This is a genomic window from Breoghania sp. JC706 (assembly GCF_037026715.1).
Lineage (GTDB): Bacteria > Pseudomonadota > Alphaproteobacteria > Rhizobiales > Stappiaceae > Breoghania.
Map to the genome: position 1 here is coordinate 294,847 of NZ_JBANCG010000008.1, position 13,350 is coordinate 308,196.

At 65.9% G+C, this 13,350-nt stretch carries 15 protein-coding genes; 11 read left to right on the forward strand and 4 right to left on the reverse strand.

The genetic code is table 11. The features are described from left to right. Window positions 1-136 precede the first annotated feature (136 nt). The 4 genes from V2L18_RS18185 to V2L18_RS18200 all read left to right on the forward strand — a co-directional run bounded on the left by V2L18_RS18185 (window position 137) and on the right by V2L18_RS18200 (window position 3,053). Window positions 137-622: an NUDIX hydrolase gene (locus V2L18_RS18185; RefSeq protein WP_336179719.1), complete on the forward strand. Its 486-nt coding sequence runs from the start codon at window positions 137-139 to the stop codon at window positions 620-622. Between the two features lie 168 nt (window positions 623-790). Continuing rightward, window positions 791-2,314: an inorganic phosphate transporter gene (locus V2L18_RS18190; protein WP_336179720.1), complete on the forward strand. Its 1,524-nt coding sequence runs from the start codon at window positions 791-793 to the stop codon at window positions 2,312-2,314. A 197-nt stretch (window positions 2,315-2,511) separates the two neighbouring features. Continuing rightward, window positions 2,512-2,757, forward strand: a complete 246-nt coding sequence (locus tag V2L18_RS18195) for a type II toxin-antitoxin system ParD family antitoxin (protein ID WP_336179721.1) — start codon at window positions 2,512-2,514, stop codon at window positions 2,755-2,757. Further along, window positions 2,754-3,053, forward strand: coding sequence for a type II toxin-antitoxin system RelE/ParE family toxin (locus tag V2L18_RS18200; RefSeq protein ID WP_336179722.1), 300 nt, complete (start codon window positions 2,754-2,756; stop codon window positions 3,051-3,053). Before V2L18_RS18195 ends, V2L18_RS18200 begins: the two co-directional genes overlap by 4 nt. A gap of 9 nt (window positions 3,054-3,062) precedes the next feature. Here V2L18_RS18200 and V2L18_RS18205 read toward each other — a convergent pair whose 3' ends face one another. Further along, window positions 3,063-3,869 carry a nitroreductase family protein gene (locus tag V2L18_RS18205; RefSeq protein WP_336179723.1) on the reverse strand — a complete coding sequence of 269 codons (807 nt, stop codon included), beginning with the start codon at window positions 3,867-3,869 and terminating at the stop codon, window positions 3,063-3,065. A gap of 174 nt (window positions 3,870-4,043) precedes the next feature. Here V2L18_RS18205 and arfB point away from each other — a divergent pair, with 174 nt between their 5' ends. After that, window positions 4,044-4,466 (forward strand): alternative ribosome rescue aminoacyl-tRNA hydrolase ArfB, encoded by a 423-nt coding sequence (arfB, locus tag V2L18_RS18210; RefSeq protein WP_336179724.1) that lies wholly within the window; start codon window positions 4,044-4,046, stop codon window positions 4,464-4,466. A 269-nt stretch (window positions 4,467-4,735) separates the two neighbouring features. Here arfB and V2L18_RS18215 read toward each other — a convergent pair whose 3' ends face one another. From V2L18_RS18215 to V2L18_RS18225, 3 genes are all read right to left on the reverse strand, one after another. After that, complete coding sequence (locus tag V2L18_RS18215) at window positions 4,736-6,070, reverse strand: acetamidase/formamidase family protein (RefSeq protein ID WP_336179725.1); 1,335 nt, start codon at window positions 6,068-6,070, stop codon at window positions 4,736-4,738. Window positions 6,071-6,153: 83 nt separating this feature from the next. Then, window positions 6,154-6,429, reverse strand: coding sequence for a hypothetical protein (locus V2L18_RS18220; protein WP_336179726.1), 276 nt, complete (start codon window positions 6,427-6,429; stop codon window positions 6,154-6,156). Window positions 6,430-6,529: 100 nt separating this feature from the next. Then, window positions 6,530-7,798, reverse strand: coding sequence for an FAD-binding oxidoreductase (locus tag V2L18_RS18225; RefSeq protein ID WP_336179727.1), 1,269 nt, complete (start codon window positions 7,796-7,798; stop codon window positions 6,530-6,532). A gap of 74 nt (window positions 7,799-7,872) precedes the next feature. Here V2L18_RS18225 and V2L18_RS18230 point away from each other — a divergent pair, with 74 nt between their 5' ends. The 6 genes from V2L18_RS18230 to V2L18_RS18255 all read left to right on the forward strand — a co-directional run bounded on the left by V2L18_RS18230 (window position 7,873) and on the right by V2L18_RS18255 (window position 12,919). After that, window positions 7,873-8,883 (forward strand): sodium:proton symporter, encoded by a 1,011-nt coding sequence (locus V2L18_RS18230; protein WP_336179728.1) that lies wholly within the window; start codon window positions 7,873-7,875, stop codon window positions 8,881-8,883. A gap of 74 nt (window positions 8,884-8,957) precedes the next feature. Beyond that, window positions 8,958-9,641: a ribulose-phosphate 3-epimerase gene (gene rpe / locus V2L18_RS18235; protein ID WP_336179729.1), complete on the forward strand. Its 684-nt coding sequence runs from the start codon at window positions 8,958-8,960 to the stop codon at window positions 9,639-9,641. 165 nt (window positions 9,642-9,806) lie between these two features. Next, complete coding sequence (locus V2L18_RS18240) at window positions 9,807-10,424, forward strand: methylated-DNA--[protein]-cysteine S-methyltransferase (RefSeq protein WP_336179786.1); 618 nt, start codon at window positions 9,807-9,809, stop codon at window positions 10,422-10,424. A 266-nt stretch (window positions 10,425-10,690) separates the two neighbouring features. Further along, complete coding sequence (locus tag V2L18_RS18245) at window positions 10,691-11,455, forward strand: DUF2259 domain-containing protein (protein WP_336179730.1); 765 nt, start codon at window positions 10,691-10,693, stop codon at window positions 11,453-11,455. A gap of 305 nt (window positions 11,456-11,760) precedes the next feature. Next, window positions 11,761-12,387 (forward strand): TetR/AcrR family transcriptional regulator, encoded by a 627-nt coding sequence (locus V2L18_RS18250; RefSeq protein ID WP_336179731.1) that lies wholly within the window; start codon window positions 11,761-11,763, stop codon window positions 12,385-12,387. A gap of 274 nt (window positions 12,388-12,661) precedes the next feature. Then, on the forward strand, window positions 12,662-12,919 hold the full coding sequence (locus V2L18_RS18255) for a DUF1344 domain-containing protein (RefSeq protein WP_336179732.1): 258 nt from the start codon (window positions 12,662-12,664) through the stop codon (window positions 12,917-12,919). The last annotated feature ends 431 nt before the right edge of the window (window positions 12,920-13,350 follow it).

Genomic DNA, 13,350 nt, shown 5'->3' on the forward strand with positions numbered 1-13,350 from the left:
CATCCCGGACGCGTGGTTTTCGCGTGCCGGGTCGCCTTGCCGAATTCGCACAAAAGAAGTCTTTCGTCCGCACCCGCGTCTTGCGTGCGCATCCCGAAAGTCTCCTCCCGGCCAAGAAAGACAACACAGACTGCACATGAACTCTTTTCTGAAGGTCGTGTCGGCCGTCATCCGCCCGGCGACGCTGGAAGTCGCACCCGAGTTGAAGCGCAAGCGGCAATATGCGGCCCTGCCCTTCCGAACCAGCAAGGGCGCGCTGGAGGTGCTGCTCGTCACCAGCCGCGACACGCGGCGCTGGATCATCCCGAAGGGCTGGCCGAAGAAGAGCACCGCGCCGCACAAGCTCGCCCTGCTGGAGGCCTATGAGGAGGCCGGCGTGCGCGGCAAGATCGAGCGCGACGAAATCGGCCATTACGACTACATCAAGCGGCTGGACGAGAGGCACAACGTGCTGTGCCGAGTCGGCGTGTTTCCGATGAAGGTGAAGGACGAGCTGAAAACCTGGCCGGAAAAGAAGGAACGCGAGCGGCGCTGGATGTCGCCCAAGGAAGCCGCGGATCTGGTGGAGGAACCGCAGCTTGCCGCGCTTCTTCTGGGACTTGAGGCCCACAATACCCTCTGAGTGCGACGCCGTTGCCCGTTGAATCGTGCACCTCCGTAACATCGACACGTTGTCATAAAACCTTCATCCGCCTATGACCGTGGCGAACAGGGGCGGGCCGACCCGCCGGAGGCAGGCGGACACATGCCGGCATGCGCGATGCCGGTGCTTGAAAACAGGCGGACCAGGATGACCGTGAACAACACGGCCCCGCAGAGGCGCGCGGCGATCAGGAAATCGTCGCTCGACAAAGACCTCAACAAGTTCATGACGATGGAAAAGGCCGGACGGTCGATCGCCGCGCGGCTGGCCGCGCCCGGTCTGGCGCTGGTCTTCCTCGTCTTTGCCGGCCTTTATGCCGGGCTGACGATGGGCGTCTCCTCCACGACGCTGATCATCGTGGTCGCGGCGGTGCTCGGCGGCTACATGGCGCTCACCATCGGCGCCAACGATGTCGCCAACAACGTGGGCCCCGCCGTCGGCGCGCGCGCGCTGACCCTGATGGGCGCCCTGGTCATCGCCGCCACCTTCGAAACGGCGGGCGCGCTGGTGGCCGGCGGCGACGTCGTCTCCACCATCTCCAAGGGCATCGTCGATCCAGCCCTTGTGCCCGACAGCGACACCTTCATCTGGGCGATGATGGCCGCGCTGCTCTCCTCCGCCATGTGGGTACATGTGGCCACCTGGATCGGCGCGCCGGTCTCCACCACGCATTCGGTGGTCGGCGGGGTGATGGGTGCCGGCATCGCAGCGGCGGGGTTTTCCGCCGTCAACTGGGCGACCGTCGGCGCCATCACCGCAAGCTGGGTGATTTCGCCGTTTCTGGGCGGCGTCGTCGCAGCCGCGCTGCTTGCCCTCATCAAGATCAACATCGTCTACCAGGACGACAAGATCGCCGCCGCCCGGCGCTGGGTGCCACTGCTTATGGCGGTGATGGCCGCCGCCTTCGCCTGCTATCTGGTGATGAAGGGACTGAAAAAGGTCTGGCACCCGGATGCGATGGAGATCACGATCCTGGGCATCGCGGTCTTCGCGCTGACCTTCATCGCCACGAAGCCCTGGGTCTATTACCAGTCGGAAGGCATGGAGAACCGCAACCAGTCGCTGCGCAAGCTCTTCCACCTGCCGCTGATCTGCTCCGCCGCCCTGCTCTCCTTCGCCCACGGCGCCAACGACGTGGCCAACGCCGTCGGTCCGCTGGCGGCAATCGTCCACACCGTGGAATTCGGCGAGTTCAGTTCCAAGGTGAACATTCCCGTCTGGATCATGCTGATCGGCGCGGTCGGCATTTCGCTGGGCCTGTTTCTCTATGGGCCGCGTCTCATCCGCATGGTCGGCCAGCAGATCACCAAGATGAACCCGCTGCGCGCCTATTGCGTGGCACTTTCCGCAGCCCTCACGGTGATCATCGCCTCCGCGCTCGGCCTGCCGGTCTCCTCCACCCATATCGCGGTGGGCGCGGTGTTCGGCGTCGGCTTCTTCCGCGAATACTACACCGCCCATTCCAAGCGCCGGCGGGCCTACGTGCGCAAGCAGCGCAAGGGCGGGGCCGATCCCTGGGACGAAAGCCTCGCCCCGCACGAGGAACTGCAACGGCGCAAGCTGGTACGCCGCGCCCATTTCACCACGATCGTCGCCGCCTGGGTGGTGACGGTACCGGTGGCCGCCGCTCTTTCGGCTGGCATCTACTGGGTGACGCTGCTGATCCGGTGAGGGGAAAGGCGAGCGCCGCCGGCCAGCCTGAAGCGCTTTCCGTTCAGACGGTTCCGTCTGAACGACAAGAAATCGCCCCAGATCAATAGTTTGAGCATATCCTTATCGATCGGATTGGTTCAATCTGATTGGGACATGCTCTGGCATTTCGTGACAACTGTTGCTATCTATTGACAGTTGTCACTGGAGAAGCCGCGATGAATTTCTCCCTTGGGAAAAAACTGGAAGACTACGTCGCGCGGCAGATCGCCGAGGGTCCCTACAACAATGCCAGCGAGGTCGTGCGCGACGCGCTGCGGATGCACGAAGAGCACTCGCTGAAGCTGGAGAGTCTGCGCCGGGAGATCCACAAGGGCCTGACATCGCTTGAAGCCGGACGGCTGGGGACCGCGCAGCCCGCAGACATCATGGCACGGGCAAAGACCCGTAAGCGGACCTCGTGAACCGTTTCCGGCTCACTGCGGAGGCGGAAGAGGATCTGGAGGAAATCGCCCGCTACTCCCTTGAGGCGTGGGGCGAAACGCAGACACTCGCTTACATTGAGCAACTTTATGCATTCTTTTCGCTTTTGAGCGAGACACCCGGCGTGGGGCGCCCCCGCCCAGAGCTCGCGGCCGGGGTCAGAAGCATGCCGCGGCCGCCCCATGTGATTTTCTACAAGGAATGGTCCTTCGGGATTGCCATACTGCGCGTTCTGCACGGATCTCGGGACATCGATACCCCCGATTTCCCGGCGTAGTCCCCCCTCTCAATCCACCTTGCCAGCGTCCTTGAACATCACCTTGTGACGCTTGTTGCGGATCCAGTCCTCCATCTCGTCGTCGCTCATGAAATGGGCGGGATCGAAACGGTCGACGTTGGAGATGTCCTCAAGCGGCTTTTTCCAGCGCTTGTAGGGCGGGCGGGCCGGCGGGCCGAAGGCGAAGATGTCGAGGACGGAGAGCTCGTCGGGAATGCCGAGAAGCGGCCGCATCGCGGCTTGCGCGTTTTCCTGGCCGATGGCGGTCACCCACCACACCGCGTAGCCGAGGCTCGCGGCCGCCAGATGGGCCGACATGGTGGCGGCGGCGACCGACTGCAGCAGGATGCGCTCGGCGTTTTCCCGGTACATGCGGTTGAGGTCGCTGTCGTCGTCCTTCAGCACGGGAAACGCCTGCACCCACCGGAAATCGGACACGACCACGATGAAGCCGGGCGCGGTGGCCAGCCCCCGGTAATCGGGCGTGGGAAACTTCATCTTCATCTTGGCACGCGCGCGCTGCTCATCGACGAAATAGTCGGCGATCCGGCGCTTGATTTCGGGATCGCGCACGACGATGAAATGCCACGGCTGCGAATTGGCCCCCGAGGGCGCATGGCGCGCGGCCTCGAGGATCAGGTCATAGTGCTCGTCGGGCACCGTGAAGGCCGGATCGAAGACACGCGCGGTGACGCGGTTCTTCATCACCGCCATCAGCGGATCGTAGCGCGCCCTCGAACCGATCTTGGGCAGGTCGACATCGCCCTCCTCCGGCGGCTCCACGTCGCTCTCGCGTTCCGCGTTCCCGATCGTCATGGTGTTTTTCCTCCCGATGGGCTATTTCGCCGGTGGCATGTTCCGGCTTGTCGGTTGTTCAAAGACAGCCCTTGTCTCGCGAGAATGGCAGTCTTGCCGTAGCGGCACAATGACAACATCCGGGCCCGCCATCCGTTTCAACCGCCGCCGCGCGCACATCCAACCGGTCGAGCCATGATCGCGATCACCGACACCATCGCCATCGACGAAAGCGAGATCGAGGAGGTGTTCATCCGCTCCGCCGGACCGGGCGGGCAGAACGTCAACAAGGTGTCGAGCGCTGTGCAACTGCGCTTCGACATCCGCCATTCGCCCTCGCTTCCCGACTACGTCAAGCGCAAGGCGGAGGGGCTTGCCGGCTCAAGGCTCACCAAGGACGGCGTCATCGTCATCCAGGCCATGCGGTTCCGCACGCAGGAACAGAACCGCGAGGACGCGCTCGAACGGCTCGTGGAACTGTTGCGCAAGGCCAGCGAGCGGCAGGCCTACCGGGTCAAGACCAAGCCGACCAAGGCCTCGAAAAAGCGCCGGCTCGACGCGAAATCGAAGCGCGGAACGGTGAAGAAGCTCAGATCAGGCAAGATCGGGACGGATTGAGGGGGCTCTCCGCAGCTCGGGGCACGTCAGTGCTGCTGTGCAGACCGGGGACCTCGAGCGGCAGGCACCGAGAGTTGATCCCGGATCTGCGACGCGTCACTGGCGTGCCGCATCGCGTCCGGGATGACACTCGAGAGATTGGCTGAAAAGGCAGGGATCCGACGATCCAGGCACAGGTCCCGACCGAGAAGCGCGCGGTCGCGCATTATCGGGGGGAGAAAAACAAGGGCGATGCCGCCGGACGGCGGCACCGCATCGTTCAGCAGCCCTCAGGCGCCGTACTGTTCCTTCGCGAAGGCCGCCAGGCCGGCGGCTTCGAGCTTCGACATCGGTGCGAGGAAGGTCACCTGCACAACGCCCGGTTCGCGGCCAATCTCGATGGCGCCGTTGATCGTTGCGCGGTTCATCACCTCCGCAACCGTCATGTCGAGAAGACGGGCCGCGCGGTTGAGACCGCAGGTTGTGGCGGCGTTGAGGTCCGGGCCGGTGCCGATGACCGAGATCGGCGCGCTTTCCTCAACCTCATCAACGCCCCAGCGCTTTGCCAGGCCCCTCGCCTTCGCCTTTTCCGCCTCCGAGAACGGTTTTGCGAGCGGCGGCAGATCCTCCACCAGCGGGAACAGCACCGGGCCCTCGAGCGGGCGGCCCTTCACCACTTCCACCTGCATGGTGACGGAGCCGGCGACGTCCATCGTGTGGCCGGCGATCTCGCCGTCGCCCTGGGCGGCGTGCATGTCGCCGATATAGATGCCGCCGCCAGCCGTCTTGACCGGGACGACGAGGATGGAACCGGCGCGCACGGCGTCGATGTCCATATGGCCGTCGGTCCGGTGCTGGGCCAGTTCCTCTGCCGTCAGCGCGTAGGGGTGCGGTGCGCCAATGAGGGCGGAGCCGAAATCGCCGGCGTTGTGGCTGTCGGGAATGGCCTTGGACGGCGTGGAGCCGAGCTGGCCGAGGAAGGGCCGCATGCGGATCATCACGCCGGCCATGTCGGAGGGCGCGAAGGTGAGGATCGGGTGCTGGGCCGAATTGTCCGGCAGTGCCGCGTAGTGCGGAGCCTCATGGGCGATCTCGTCGGCCGCCTTCTTCGGCAGGGTCAGGCCGACGGCGCGGGTGTCATCGAAGGCGACCGTGTAGCCGTGCTCGAACTGGAAGGGCGTCACAGGGTTACCGCAGGTATCGCAGATGACCGCCTTCTGGCCGATGCCCTCGACATGGGTTTCCGGCCAGAGCTTGTCGCAGGTGGGGCAACGGGCGGCGACGTAAGGGTCGCCCAGAAAATAGCCCTCCGGCGAGGTGTCGTGGCCCGACGCGGTGGCGAGCGAGGTCACGGTGATGTCGCGGATACGGAGCGCGATGGCATCGCCCGGCTCGGCGCCCTCCACCGCCACCGGACGGGTGACCTCGTGACCGCCGCGCAGGCGCGGGGTGATCATCGGCCCCCAGCAGCCGGGTGCGGTGTTCGCGATGATGGTGCCGCCGTCCTGGACCGGGCCCAGCATCGGCTGGTCGGGATCGAGAATGCCGTTGGTGAAGGTGTCCACCATCACGCTGCGCCGCGCAGGCGCTGCTGCTGCGGGAACGTCGCGTTCGACTGCTGCCATCTTGTTCTCCATCGTGGGTTCAACCGGGATGCCGCCGCGAACCGGCGGCGTTCGTTCACATCGACACAGGCCTGGCGCCGCTTTCATCCACCACGCATCGGCGGCACCAGCGCAAGAGGAGCGTCGGAGGGAACCGTTTCGTCCTCTCCGAGCACGCGGTCGCCGGCAATGAGCAGGCACCCGCCTAGCACCTCCGCCAGATCAGGATACGCCTCGGCGATACCGGCGCGCAGGGCAGCGGCGCTTGCATTTGCGGGAGCGGGAATGTCGAGAAAGGGCGTCGCGGCACGCTCCACCAGACCGGCGCGCAACTGGATGCGGCGGGGAGCGACAGGCGAGGTCAGGTTCGTCTCAGACATGGCGAATCTCCACTCACGACATCATATGATTTATATATCAAACAATTATCGGACACGATCGGGGCAGGATCGGAAATGATCCTTCCGGCCGGCCGGGGCTTCACACGTCCAGAAAGCGGCTCGCGGAATAGGGCGCCGGATCGACGAGCGGCGGCATGCCCGTCATCATTTCCGCGATGAGGCGGCCGGAAATGGGCCCGGTCGTGAACCCGATATGGCCGTGACCGAAATCGAGCCAGAGATTTTCGTGGCGCGGCGCGCGGCCGATGATCGGCAGGCTGTCGGCAAAGCAGGGCCTTGAGCCGACCCACGGTGCGCTGTCGACCTCGAAATCGATGGGAAACAGCGTGCGGGCGATTGGCCGCGTGCGCGCGATCTGGACGGGCGTGGGCGGGGCGTCGCGATCGGCGAACTCGATGCCGGTGGTCAGCCGTACACCGCGCTCCATCGGCGTGATCACATAGCCGTTATCGACATCGACGACGGGGCGCGAGAGAGAGGCTCCGCCGAGCGCGCGGTAGTGGATGTGATAGCCGCGCTTGACCAGCATCGGGAAATCGTAGCCCAGCGGCTTCAGCACGTCCGGCGACCACGGCCCCAGCGCGACGACGGCCCGCTCGGCCCAGAACCGGCCCTCGCTGGTCGTCACCACCCAGCCGCCGGCTTTCGGCTCGAGGCTCGTGGCGTCGCCGATCAGGAACCGGCCGCCACCTTCCACGAAATGCTCCGCGTAGGCCTTGGTGACCGCGCCGGGGCTTGAGACGGATTCGGTATCCAGCCAGTGCACGGCCTTGTGGAAGACGGGCCTGAGGTGCGGTTCCAGTTCGCGCACGGCGCCCGGCTCCAGCACCTCGTAGCGGGCGCCGAAGATGCGGGCGTAGTGCATTTCCGTGTCCGTTGCCGCGAAGCTCAGCGGCGAACGGTAGAGCCGCAGCCAGCCGGTGGAGCGGAAGTAGCGCCCCGCATGGGCCGCGCGCGCGAAGGCGCGATGTTCCTCCACCGCATGACGCTCCAGCTGATCCACCGCGCGGGCGAAACGGTCGATGGCGACCGGGCCGGAATGGGCGCGCAACTGCATCAGCCAGGGCAGCGCCGCACGGATGACGGCCGGGTGATAATGGGCCTCCGGCGCTCGGTTGAGCGCATAACGGATGAGCTTTGCCAGCGAATCGGGGAAGGTGATGGGCACGAAACCGTCGCGCTCGATCACTCCGGCATTGCCGTGCGAGGTCTCCTCGCCCGGCTGACGACGGTCGATCAGCGCGACACTCCAGCCGCGTTTCCTGAGGTGCAGCGCCGCCGACACGCCGACAATGCCGGCGCCGAGCACAAGCGCATCGACCTTCTGCACCATTGAGAATCCCGTCATGCCCCAGGAGATTTTCCGATAGTGTGCGCAAACGCCGCCCAAGAGCAAGATCAACCGGTTACGGAACATACCCGATGAATTTTCGCCGCATCGCCACGACCGCCCGAAGGGCTCTCGCCGCACCGCGCGCGGCGCTGAACTTTCTCGGCCGGCACGGCGCGCGTGCGGCAGCGGCAAGTGCGGTGGCAGGACTGATGCTGCCGGCCTTTTCCGCAACGCTCAGGCCCTGGATTCCACACGCGATCTTCGCACTGCTGGTGCTGGCCTTCCTCCGAGTGGAGCCGGCGGCCGTGGCGCGGCGGCTGTCCCGGCCGATGCTGATCGTGGCGGCCGTCGCCTGGATGATGGCGGCGATTCCGCTTGGGGCGGGCCTCGTCGCGCATGCCTTTCACCTGGAAACCCTTTCGCCGCAAATGATGCTGGCGCTCTTCATCGTGACCGCAGCGCCGCCCGTCATGTCGGCCCCGGCCTTCGCCTTCCTGATGGGGCTCGACGGAGCGCTGAGCCTGACCGTCATGGTCGCCTGCGTGCTGTTGACGCCGCTTGCCGCCCCCTTCGTCGCCGGTTTTCTGCTCGCCGATGCGTTGCCTCTCGATCCGCTGAGGCTGGCGATGAACCTCGGCGGGCTGCTCGCCGGTTCCATCGCGGTTGCCTGGGCGGTCCGGCGGCTGGCCGGGCGGGAGCGCATCGAGGCGGCCAGGAGCGAGATCGACGGCGTCAACGTGATCCTGCTCTTCGCCTTCATCATCGCGGCGATGGACGGGGTGGTGGCGCGGTTCATGAGCGATCCGATGCTCATCGTCGCGATCACGGCGCTGACATTCGCGGTCGCCTTCGCGCAGATTGCGGTGACCTACCTCGGCCTGCGCGGGATCGGGCGGGCGGACGCCTTCACCATCGCGCTGGCCGCGGGCAACCGCAACATGGGGCTGATGGTGGCGGCGATGGGCGCTTCCGTGCCGGACCTCACGTGGCTCTATTTCGCGCTCGGCCAGTTCCCGATCTACATGCTGCCGATGATCCTGAAGCCGCTGGCGCGCCGGATGGCGGCGGCAGATGGCGCACCGGCGGCGACGGATCGCTGACTTCTGTCATTGCCGCACGCGCCCTGCCATGCTAGCGGGCAATGGTTCCCGCTCGTTCGACAAGGCAAACGCCCATGACCTCGACACTGATCGCCCCCTCGATGCTCGCCTCCGACTTCTCGTGCCTTCGCGACGAAATCAAAGCCGTGGACGGCGCCGGCGCCGACTGGATCCATCTCGACGTCATGGACGGCCATTTCGTGCCCAACATCACCTTCGGGCCCGACGTCATCGCCGCCATGCGCCCGCACACGGACAAGATCTTCGACACGCACCTGATGATCTCGCCCTGCGATGCGTATCTGGAGGCCTTCGCAAAGGCCGGCTCCGACATCATCACCGTGCACGCCGAAGCGGGCGCCCATCTCGACCGCTCGCTGCAGGCGATCCGCAATCTTGGCAAGAAGGCGGGTGTCTCGCTCAATCCCGGCACGCCGGAGAACGTTCTGGAATATGTCCTCGACCGGCTCGACCTCATCCTCGTCATGAGCGTCAATCCGGGTTTCGGGGGGCAGAAGTTCATCCCCGCCGTGATCGACAAGATCGCCCGCATCCGCGACATGGTCGGCAACCGGCCGATCGATATCGAGGTGGACGGTGGGGTGACGGCCGAAACGGCGCCGCTGGTGGCCGCGGTGGGGGCCAACGTGCTGGTGGCGGGGTCGGCCGTCTTCAAGGGCGGCTCGCCCGAGCAGCCGCAATTCTACGAGCGCCACATCAAGGCCATTCGCGCAACAGCCGACGCCGCGCGCGCCTGAGGCGGCGTCTCGTTGAACAGCGTCGGAAAGCTTGTCGCGAAGCCTCGTTTCGCGTTACACTTCGTTCACGTTTTGTACACGCAATACCGGGGCTGAAGGCGGGAAAGGCAGCGCGCCATGCTTGCGGCAGGCGAGACGACGAACTGGTGCGAATTCGACACGCCAATGGGGCGCGGCCGGCTCGGCTGGAGCGCGAACGGACTGACGCGGCTGCGGCTGCCCGAAAGAGCCGCAGGGTTTGGCGATGCCGGGTCAGGCGATGCCGGGTCTGGCGGTTCCGGGTCTGGCGGTTCCGGGTTTGGCGGTTCCGGGTTTGGCGGGAGTGCGGGCTCAGCGCCGGGTACACAACCCAGCACGCCATCACGTCAGCCAATGGCCGCCCCACCTCCGGATGCGCCAGGCTTCGTCATGGACGCGCTGGCGAAGCTGAAACGCTACTTCGCCGGCGAGCGGGAGGATTTTACCGGTGTGCCGCTCGACCTTTCCGGCGTTTCGCAAAGCCGCCGCACGCTTTACGCGGCGCTGTGCCGGATCGGCTGGGGCGAGACCACGACCTATGGCGGCCTGGCGGAGATGCTGGGCACGCCGGGAGCGGCGCAGGCCGTGGGGCGGGCGATGGGCGCCAACCCGATCCCCGTGATCATCCCCTGCCACCGGGTTCTGGCCGCCGGTGGCCGCATGGGCGGGTTTTCGGCGCCCGGCGGCGTGGTCACCAAACAGTATCTGCTGGCTCTGGAAGGCGTCGAGCCGGAAGAAACGCGGCAGATGGGGTTTGGATTCTAGACGCTTTTGCCAGACGGCGCCGCAGAAGCCGAACAGCCCGGGGCGAACGGCAGGGGTCCGTGACGGGAGACAAGAGCCGAAACGGCCGGCCGCCCAGGAGATTCTGGCGCGCCTTGAAAGCGGGCGGCTTTTCTGTTTTCACCTATCCGCATTCCGCCGCGCAGCCTGCTGCCGCCGGGGCTGGCCATCGCCTCCGATGCGCAAGGCATTTCCGATGTGGAGCGGTGCGGCGATTTCGATCCGAGCGAGCGACGAGGAAACACCCCATGCGCACGCGCTATCTGCAAAACCGGCTTGCCGCTGTCATCGTGAACGGGCTTGCATGCGTTTGCGCCGTCACCGGCGCGCTGGCCGCCGATGCGGCGCAGCGGGCGATCATCGGCTTTTCACCGGACGGATCGCATTTCGCATTCGAGCAATACGGCCGGCAGGACGGCTCCGGCTTTCCCTATTCCGACGTGTTCGTGCTGGAAACCGCAACCGACAGCTGGGTACGCGGCACGCCCGCGCGCGAGTTGCTCCGCACGGACGGGGCGAGCGTCGATGCGGCACGCAAGGCCGCGCGCAAGCGGATCGACCCGTTTCTCTGGCGGCTCAACATCGGGGTGGAGGGCAAGACGCTTGTCTCCGACAGGGCGGCGGATGCGCGCGATGCGGCCCGTTTCCTGCCGTTCACGCTGAAGGACGACGGCGACAGGCTGGGCCTGGGCACGGCGCGGCTCCGGCTGACCGAGATCGCCATGCCCAAGGCCGACTGCGCGACGCTGACGAGCGATACCCATGGCTACGCACTCGTTCTGGAAGGGGCGACGGGAGCCCCCTTGCGCATCCTGCACGAGGACACCGAAATTCCCGCCTCGCGCGGCTGCCCGCTCCATTACGGACTGTCGGACATCATCGTCTTTCCCCGTCCGGGCAAGGGGCCGGTGATGGTGGTGCTGCTCTCCGTCTACCAGTTCGGCTTCGAGGGGCTGGACCGTCGTTTTCTCGCGCTGTCGACGACCTTCGAGAAGAACCCGAACACGCAGTGACGGCGTGGGCGGGACGAAGGAAGGGCAGATAAATAGAGCGGCTTCGCCGCCCTTGTCGCGCTGGCTTCCGGGTCTGGCCATGCGGCGTTCGCCGCAGACCGCCCGGAATGAGGGCGTTTGTGGCTAGCTTGAAGCTCTCCACACACACCCTCATTCCGGACAAGCGAGGCGGAGCCGAGCGCTGATCCGGAATCCAGCGCAACAAGCGCGGCGAAGCCGCTCTTTCTCCTTCCTCCCTTCCCTTCCCTCCCCGTCCCCTTCTTTCCCCTCGCAAAATCGGCACCCATCATGTAAAGCCCGTTCACATGAGCTGGAAACGAAGCGGACGCGGGTATCATCATGGCAATCTGAGGGAGGCGCTCCTTCGGGCGGCGCTTGATCTCATTGCCGAAAAAGGGCCGTCCGGCTTCACCGTGGCGGAGGCCGCACGCTCGGCCGGCGTCAGTCCAGCAGCCCCCTACCGCCATTTCCGCGATCGCGACGAGCTGCTCGTCGATGTGGCGCTGCGCGGCTTCGAGCTTTTCGCCGAAGCCCTGGAGACGGCGTGGGCGGACGGCGCACCGGATCCGCGCACGGCGTTCGAGCGGGTCGGACGCGCCTATCTGGCCTTCGCCAAGGCGGAGCCCGCCTATTATACGACGATGTTCGAATCCGGCCTGCCGCACGGCGCGACGCCGGAGCTTCGCGAGGCGGCGGAGCGGGCCTACGCCGTGCTGCGGCGGGCCTCCGAAACGCTGGTCGCCGACCTTCCGGCCAAGGGCCGCCCGCCGGCCTCCATGGTGAGCTTCCACATCTGGGCCTTCACCCACGGCATCGCGTCGCTGTTCGGACGTTCCGACGAGGGACGGCGGAAACTGCCCATGTCGCCGGAAGACCTGCTGGAGGCGGGCTTGCTGATCTACCTGCAAGGCCTCAAGCCGAAAGCCGAATAGGCGACCGGAACGGGCGCGTTGCGACGCCCGGCGCAGACGCGCCAAAGCGTCCGGCACAGGGCCGGCATGGCGTCATTTTGAAGGCGGCCTGGGGGCAGAACGGATTATTTTTTGTTAATTTGAAAGAGGTTGTGGAGGCGACGAAAGTCCCTCTCGCGAAAGGGGGATCCCTCCGCGGCGCCTTTCAAGGCGACCGGGACGGAGCGATCCCGGACCATTCGTTCGACTGGCTCGCATCACATCAGCACGAGCCTCTTCGCAGGGAATAGCAATCATGCGTCGTATCGTTGTTTCCGCTACAGCCGTCGCTCTGCTTGCCTCCGCCACCGCTGCCTTCGCAGCCCAGACCACGACCGGCACGGTGAAATCGTTCAACCACAAGAGCATGACGCTCACGCTCAAGGACGGCGCGAAGTATCGCCTTCCCGAAGGCTGGAAGAACCCCGGCCTGAAGGCGGGCGAAAAGGTGGCCGTCACCTACGACGTGAAGGCCGGCAAGCGCACCGCCAGCAACGTCGAAATCCGCAAGTGACCTCCCGCCTGGGGGAGGATCCGACACTCCGCCCCCACGGCACCCGCCGGACCTGAGAGAGACCGGCGGAATGGGCGGTGGCCGACATAGTGCTGATCCTCCGCGGCACCGGCCGCCGCCCTTCCCCGCCCGCGAACCAAATCGCCTCGCCGCCTTCGCCGCGGCCATGGCCTGCAGGCCGCCGACCGACCGGATGGGCCAGCGAACGTTTTCCGCTCCCCTGATGCGATCCGGCCCCATGGCCTCTCGTCCTCCTTTTCCGAGCCTCGAAACGCGTGTCCGGTAACGAACGTCGCGATACTTCGCGCAAGCGCATCTCGAGATGCGCATGGTCAGAGCGGCCAAATCGAGCAGAAAACAGCCCCCTGAACACGCCAGAACGCATGGCCGGAAACGGCCCGCGAACGCGTGCGGAAAATCCGTCCGCGCCT

What these genes read in the sequence shown, in the direction of transcription:
- V2L18_RS18185 (WP_336179719.1), top strand. Translation starts at nt 137, where the DNA reads ATGAACTCTTTTCTGAAGGTCGTGTCGGCCGTCATCCGCCCGGCGACG.
- V2L18_RS18190 (WP_336179720.1), top strand. Translation starts at nt 791, where the DNA reads ATGACCGTGAACAACACGGCCCCGCAGAGGCGCGCGGCGATCAGGAAA.
- V2L18_RS18195 (WP_336179721.1), top strand. Translation starts at nt 2,512, where the DNA reads ATGAATTTCTCCCTTGGGAAAAAACTGGAAGACTACGTCGCGCGGCAG.
- V2L18_RS18205 (WP_336179723.1), bottom strand. Translation starts at nt 3,869, where the DNA reads ATGACGATCGGGAACGCGGAACGCGAGAGCGACGTGGAGCCGCCGGAG.
- arfB (WP_336179724.1), top strand. Translation starts at nt 4,044, where the DNA reads ATGATCGCGATCACCGACACCATCGCCATCGACGAAAGCGAGATCGAG.
- V2L18_RS18215 (WP_336179725.1), bottom strand. Translation starts at nt 6,070, where the DNA reads ATGGCAGCAGTCGAACGCGACGTTCCCGCAGCAGCAGCGCCTGCGCGG.
- V2L18_RS18220 (WP_336179726.1), bottom strand. Translation starts at nt 6,429, where the DNA reads ATGTCTGAGACGAACCTGACCTCGCCTGTCGCTCCCCGCCGCATCCAG.
- V2L18_RS18225 (WP_336179727.1), bottom strand. Translation starts at nt 7,798, where the DNA reads ATGACGGGATTCTCAATGGTGCAGAAGGTCGATGCGCTTGTGCTCGGC.
- V2L18_RS18230 (WP_336179728.1), top strand. Translation starts at nt 7,873, where the DNA reads ATGAATTTTCGCCGCATCGCCACGACCGCCCGAAGGGCTCTCGCCGCA.
- rpe (WP_336179729.1), top strand. Translation starts at nt 8,958, where the DNA reads ATGACCTCGACACTGATCGCCCCCTCGATGCTCGCCTCCGACTTCTCG.
- V2L18_RS18240 (WP_336179786.1), top strand. Translation starts at nt 9,807, where the DNA reads ATGGGGCGCGGCCGGCTCGGCTGGAGCGCGAACGGACTGACGCGGCTG.
- V2L18_RS18245 (WP_336179730.1), top strand. Translation starts at nt 10,691, where the DNA reads ATGCGCACGCGCTATCTGCAAAACCGGCTTGCCGCTGTCATCGTGAAC.
- V2L18_RS18250 (WP_336179731.1), top strand. Translation starts at nt 11,761, where the DNA reads ATGAGCTGGAAACGAAGCGGACGCGGGTATCATCATGGCAATCTGAGG.
- V2L18_RS18255 (WP_336179732.1), top strand. Translation starts at nt 12,662, where the DNA reads ATGCGTCGTATCGTTGTTTCCGCTACAGCCGTCGCTCTGCTTGCCTCC.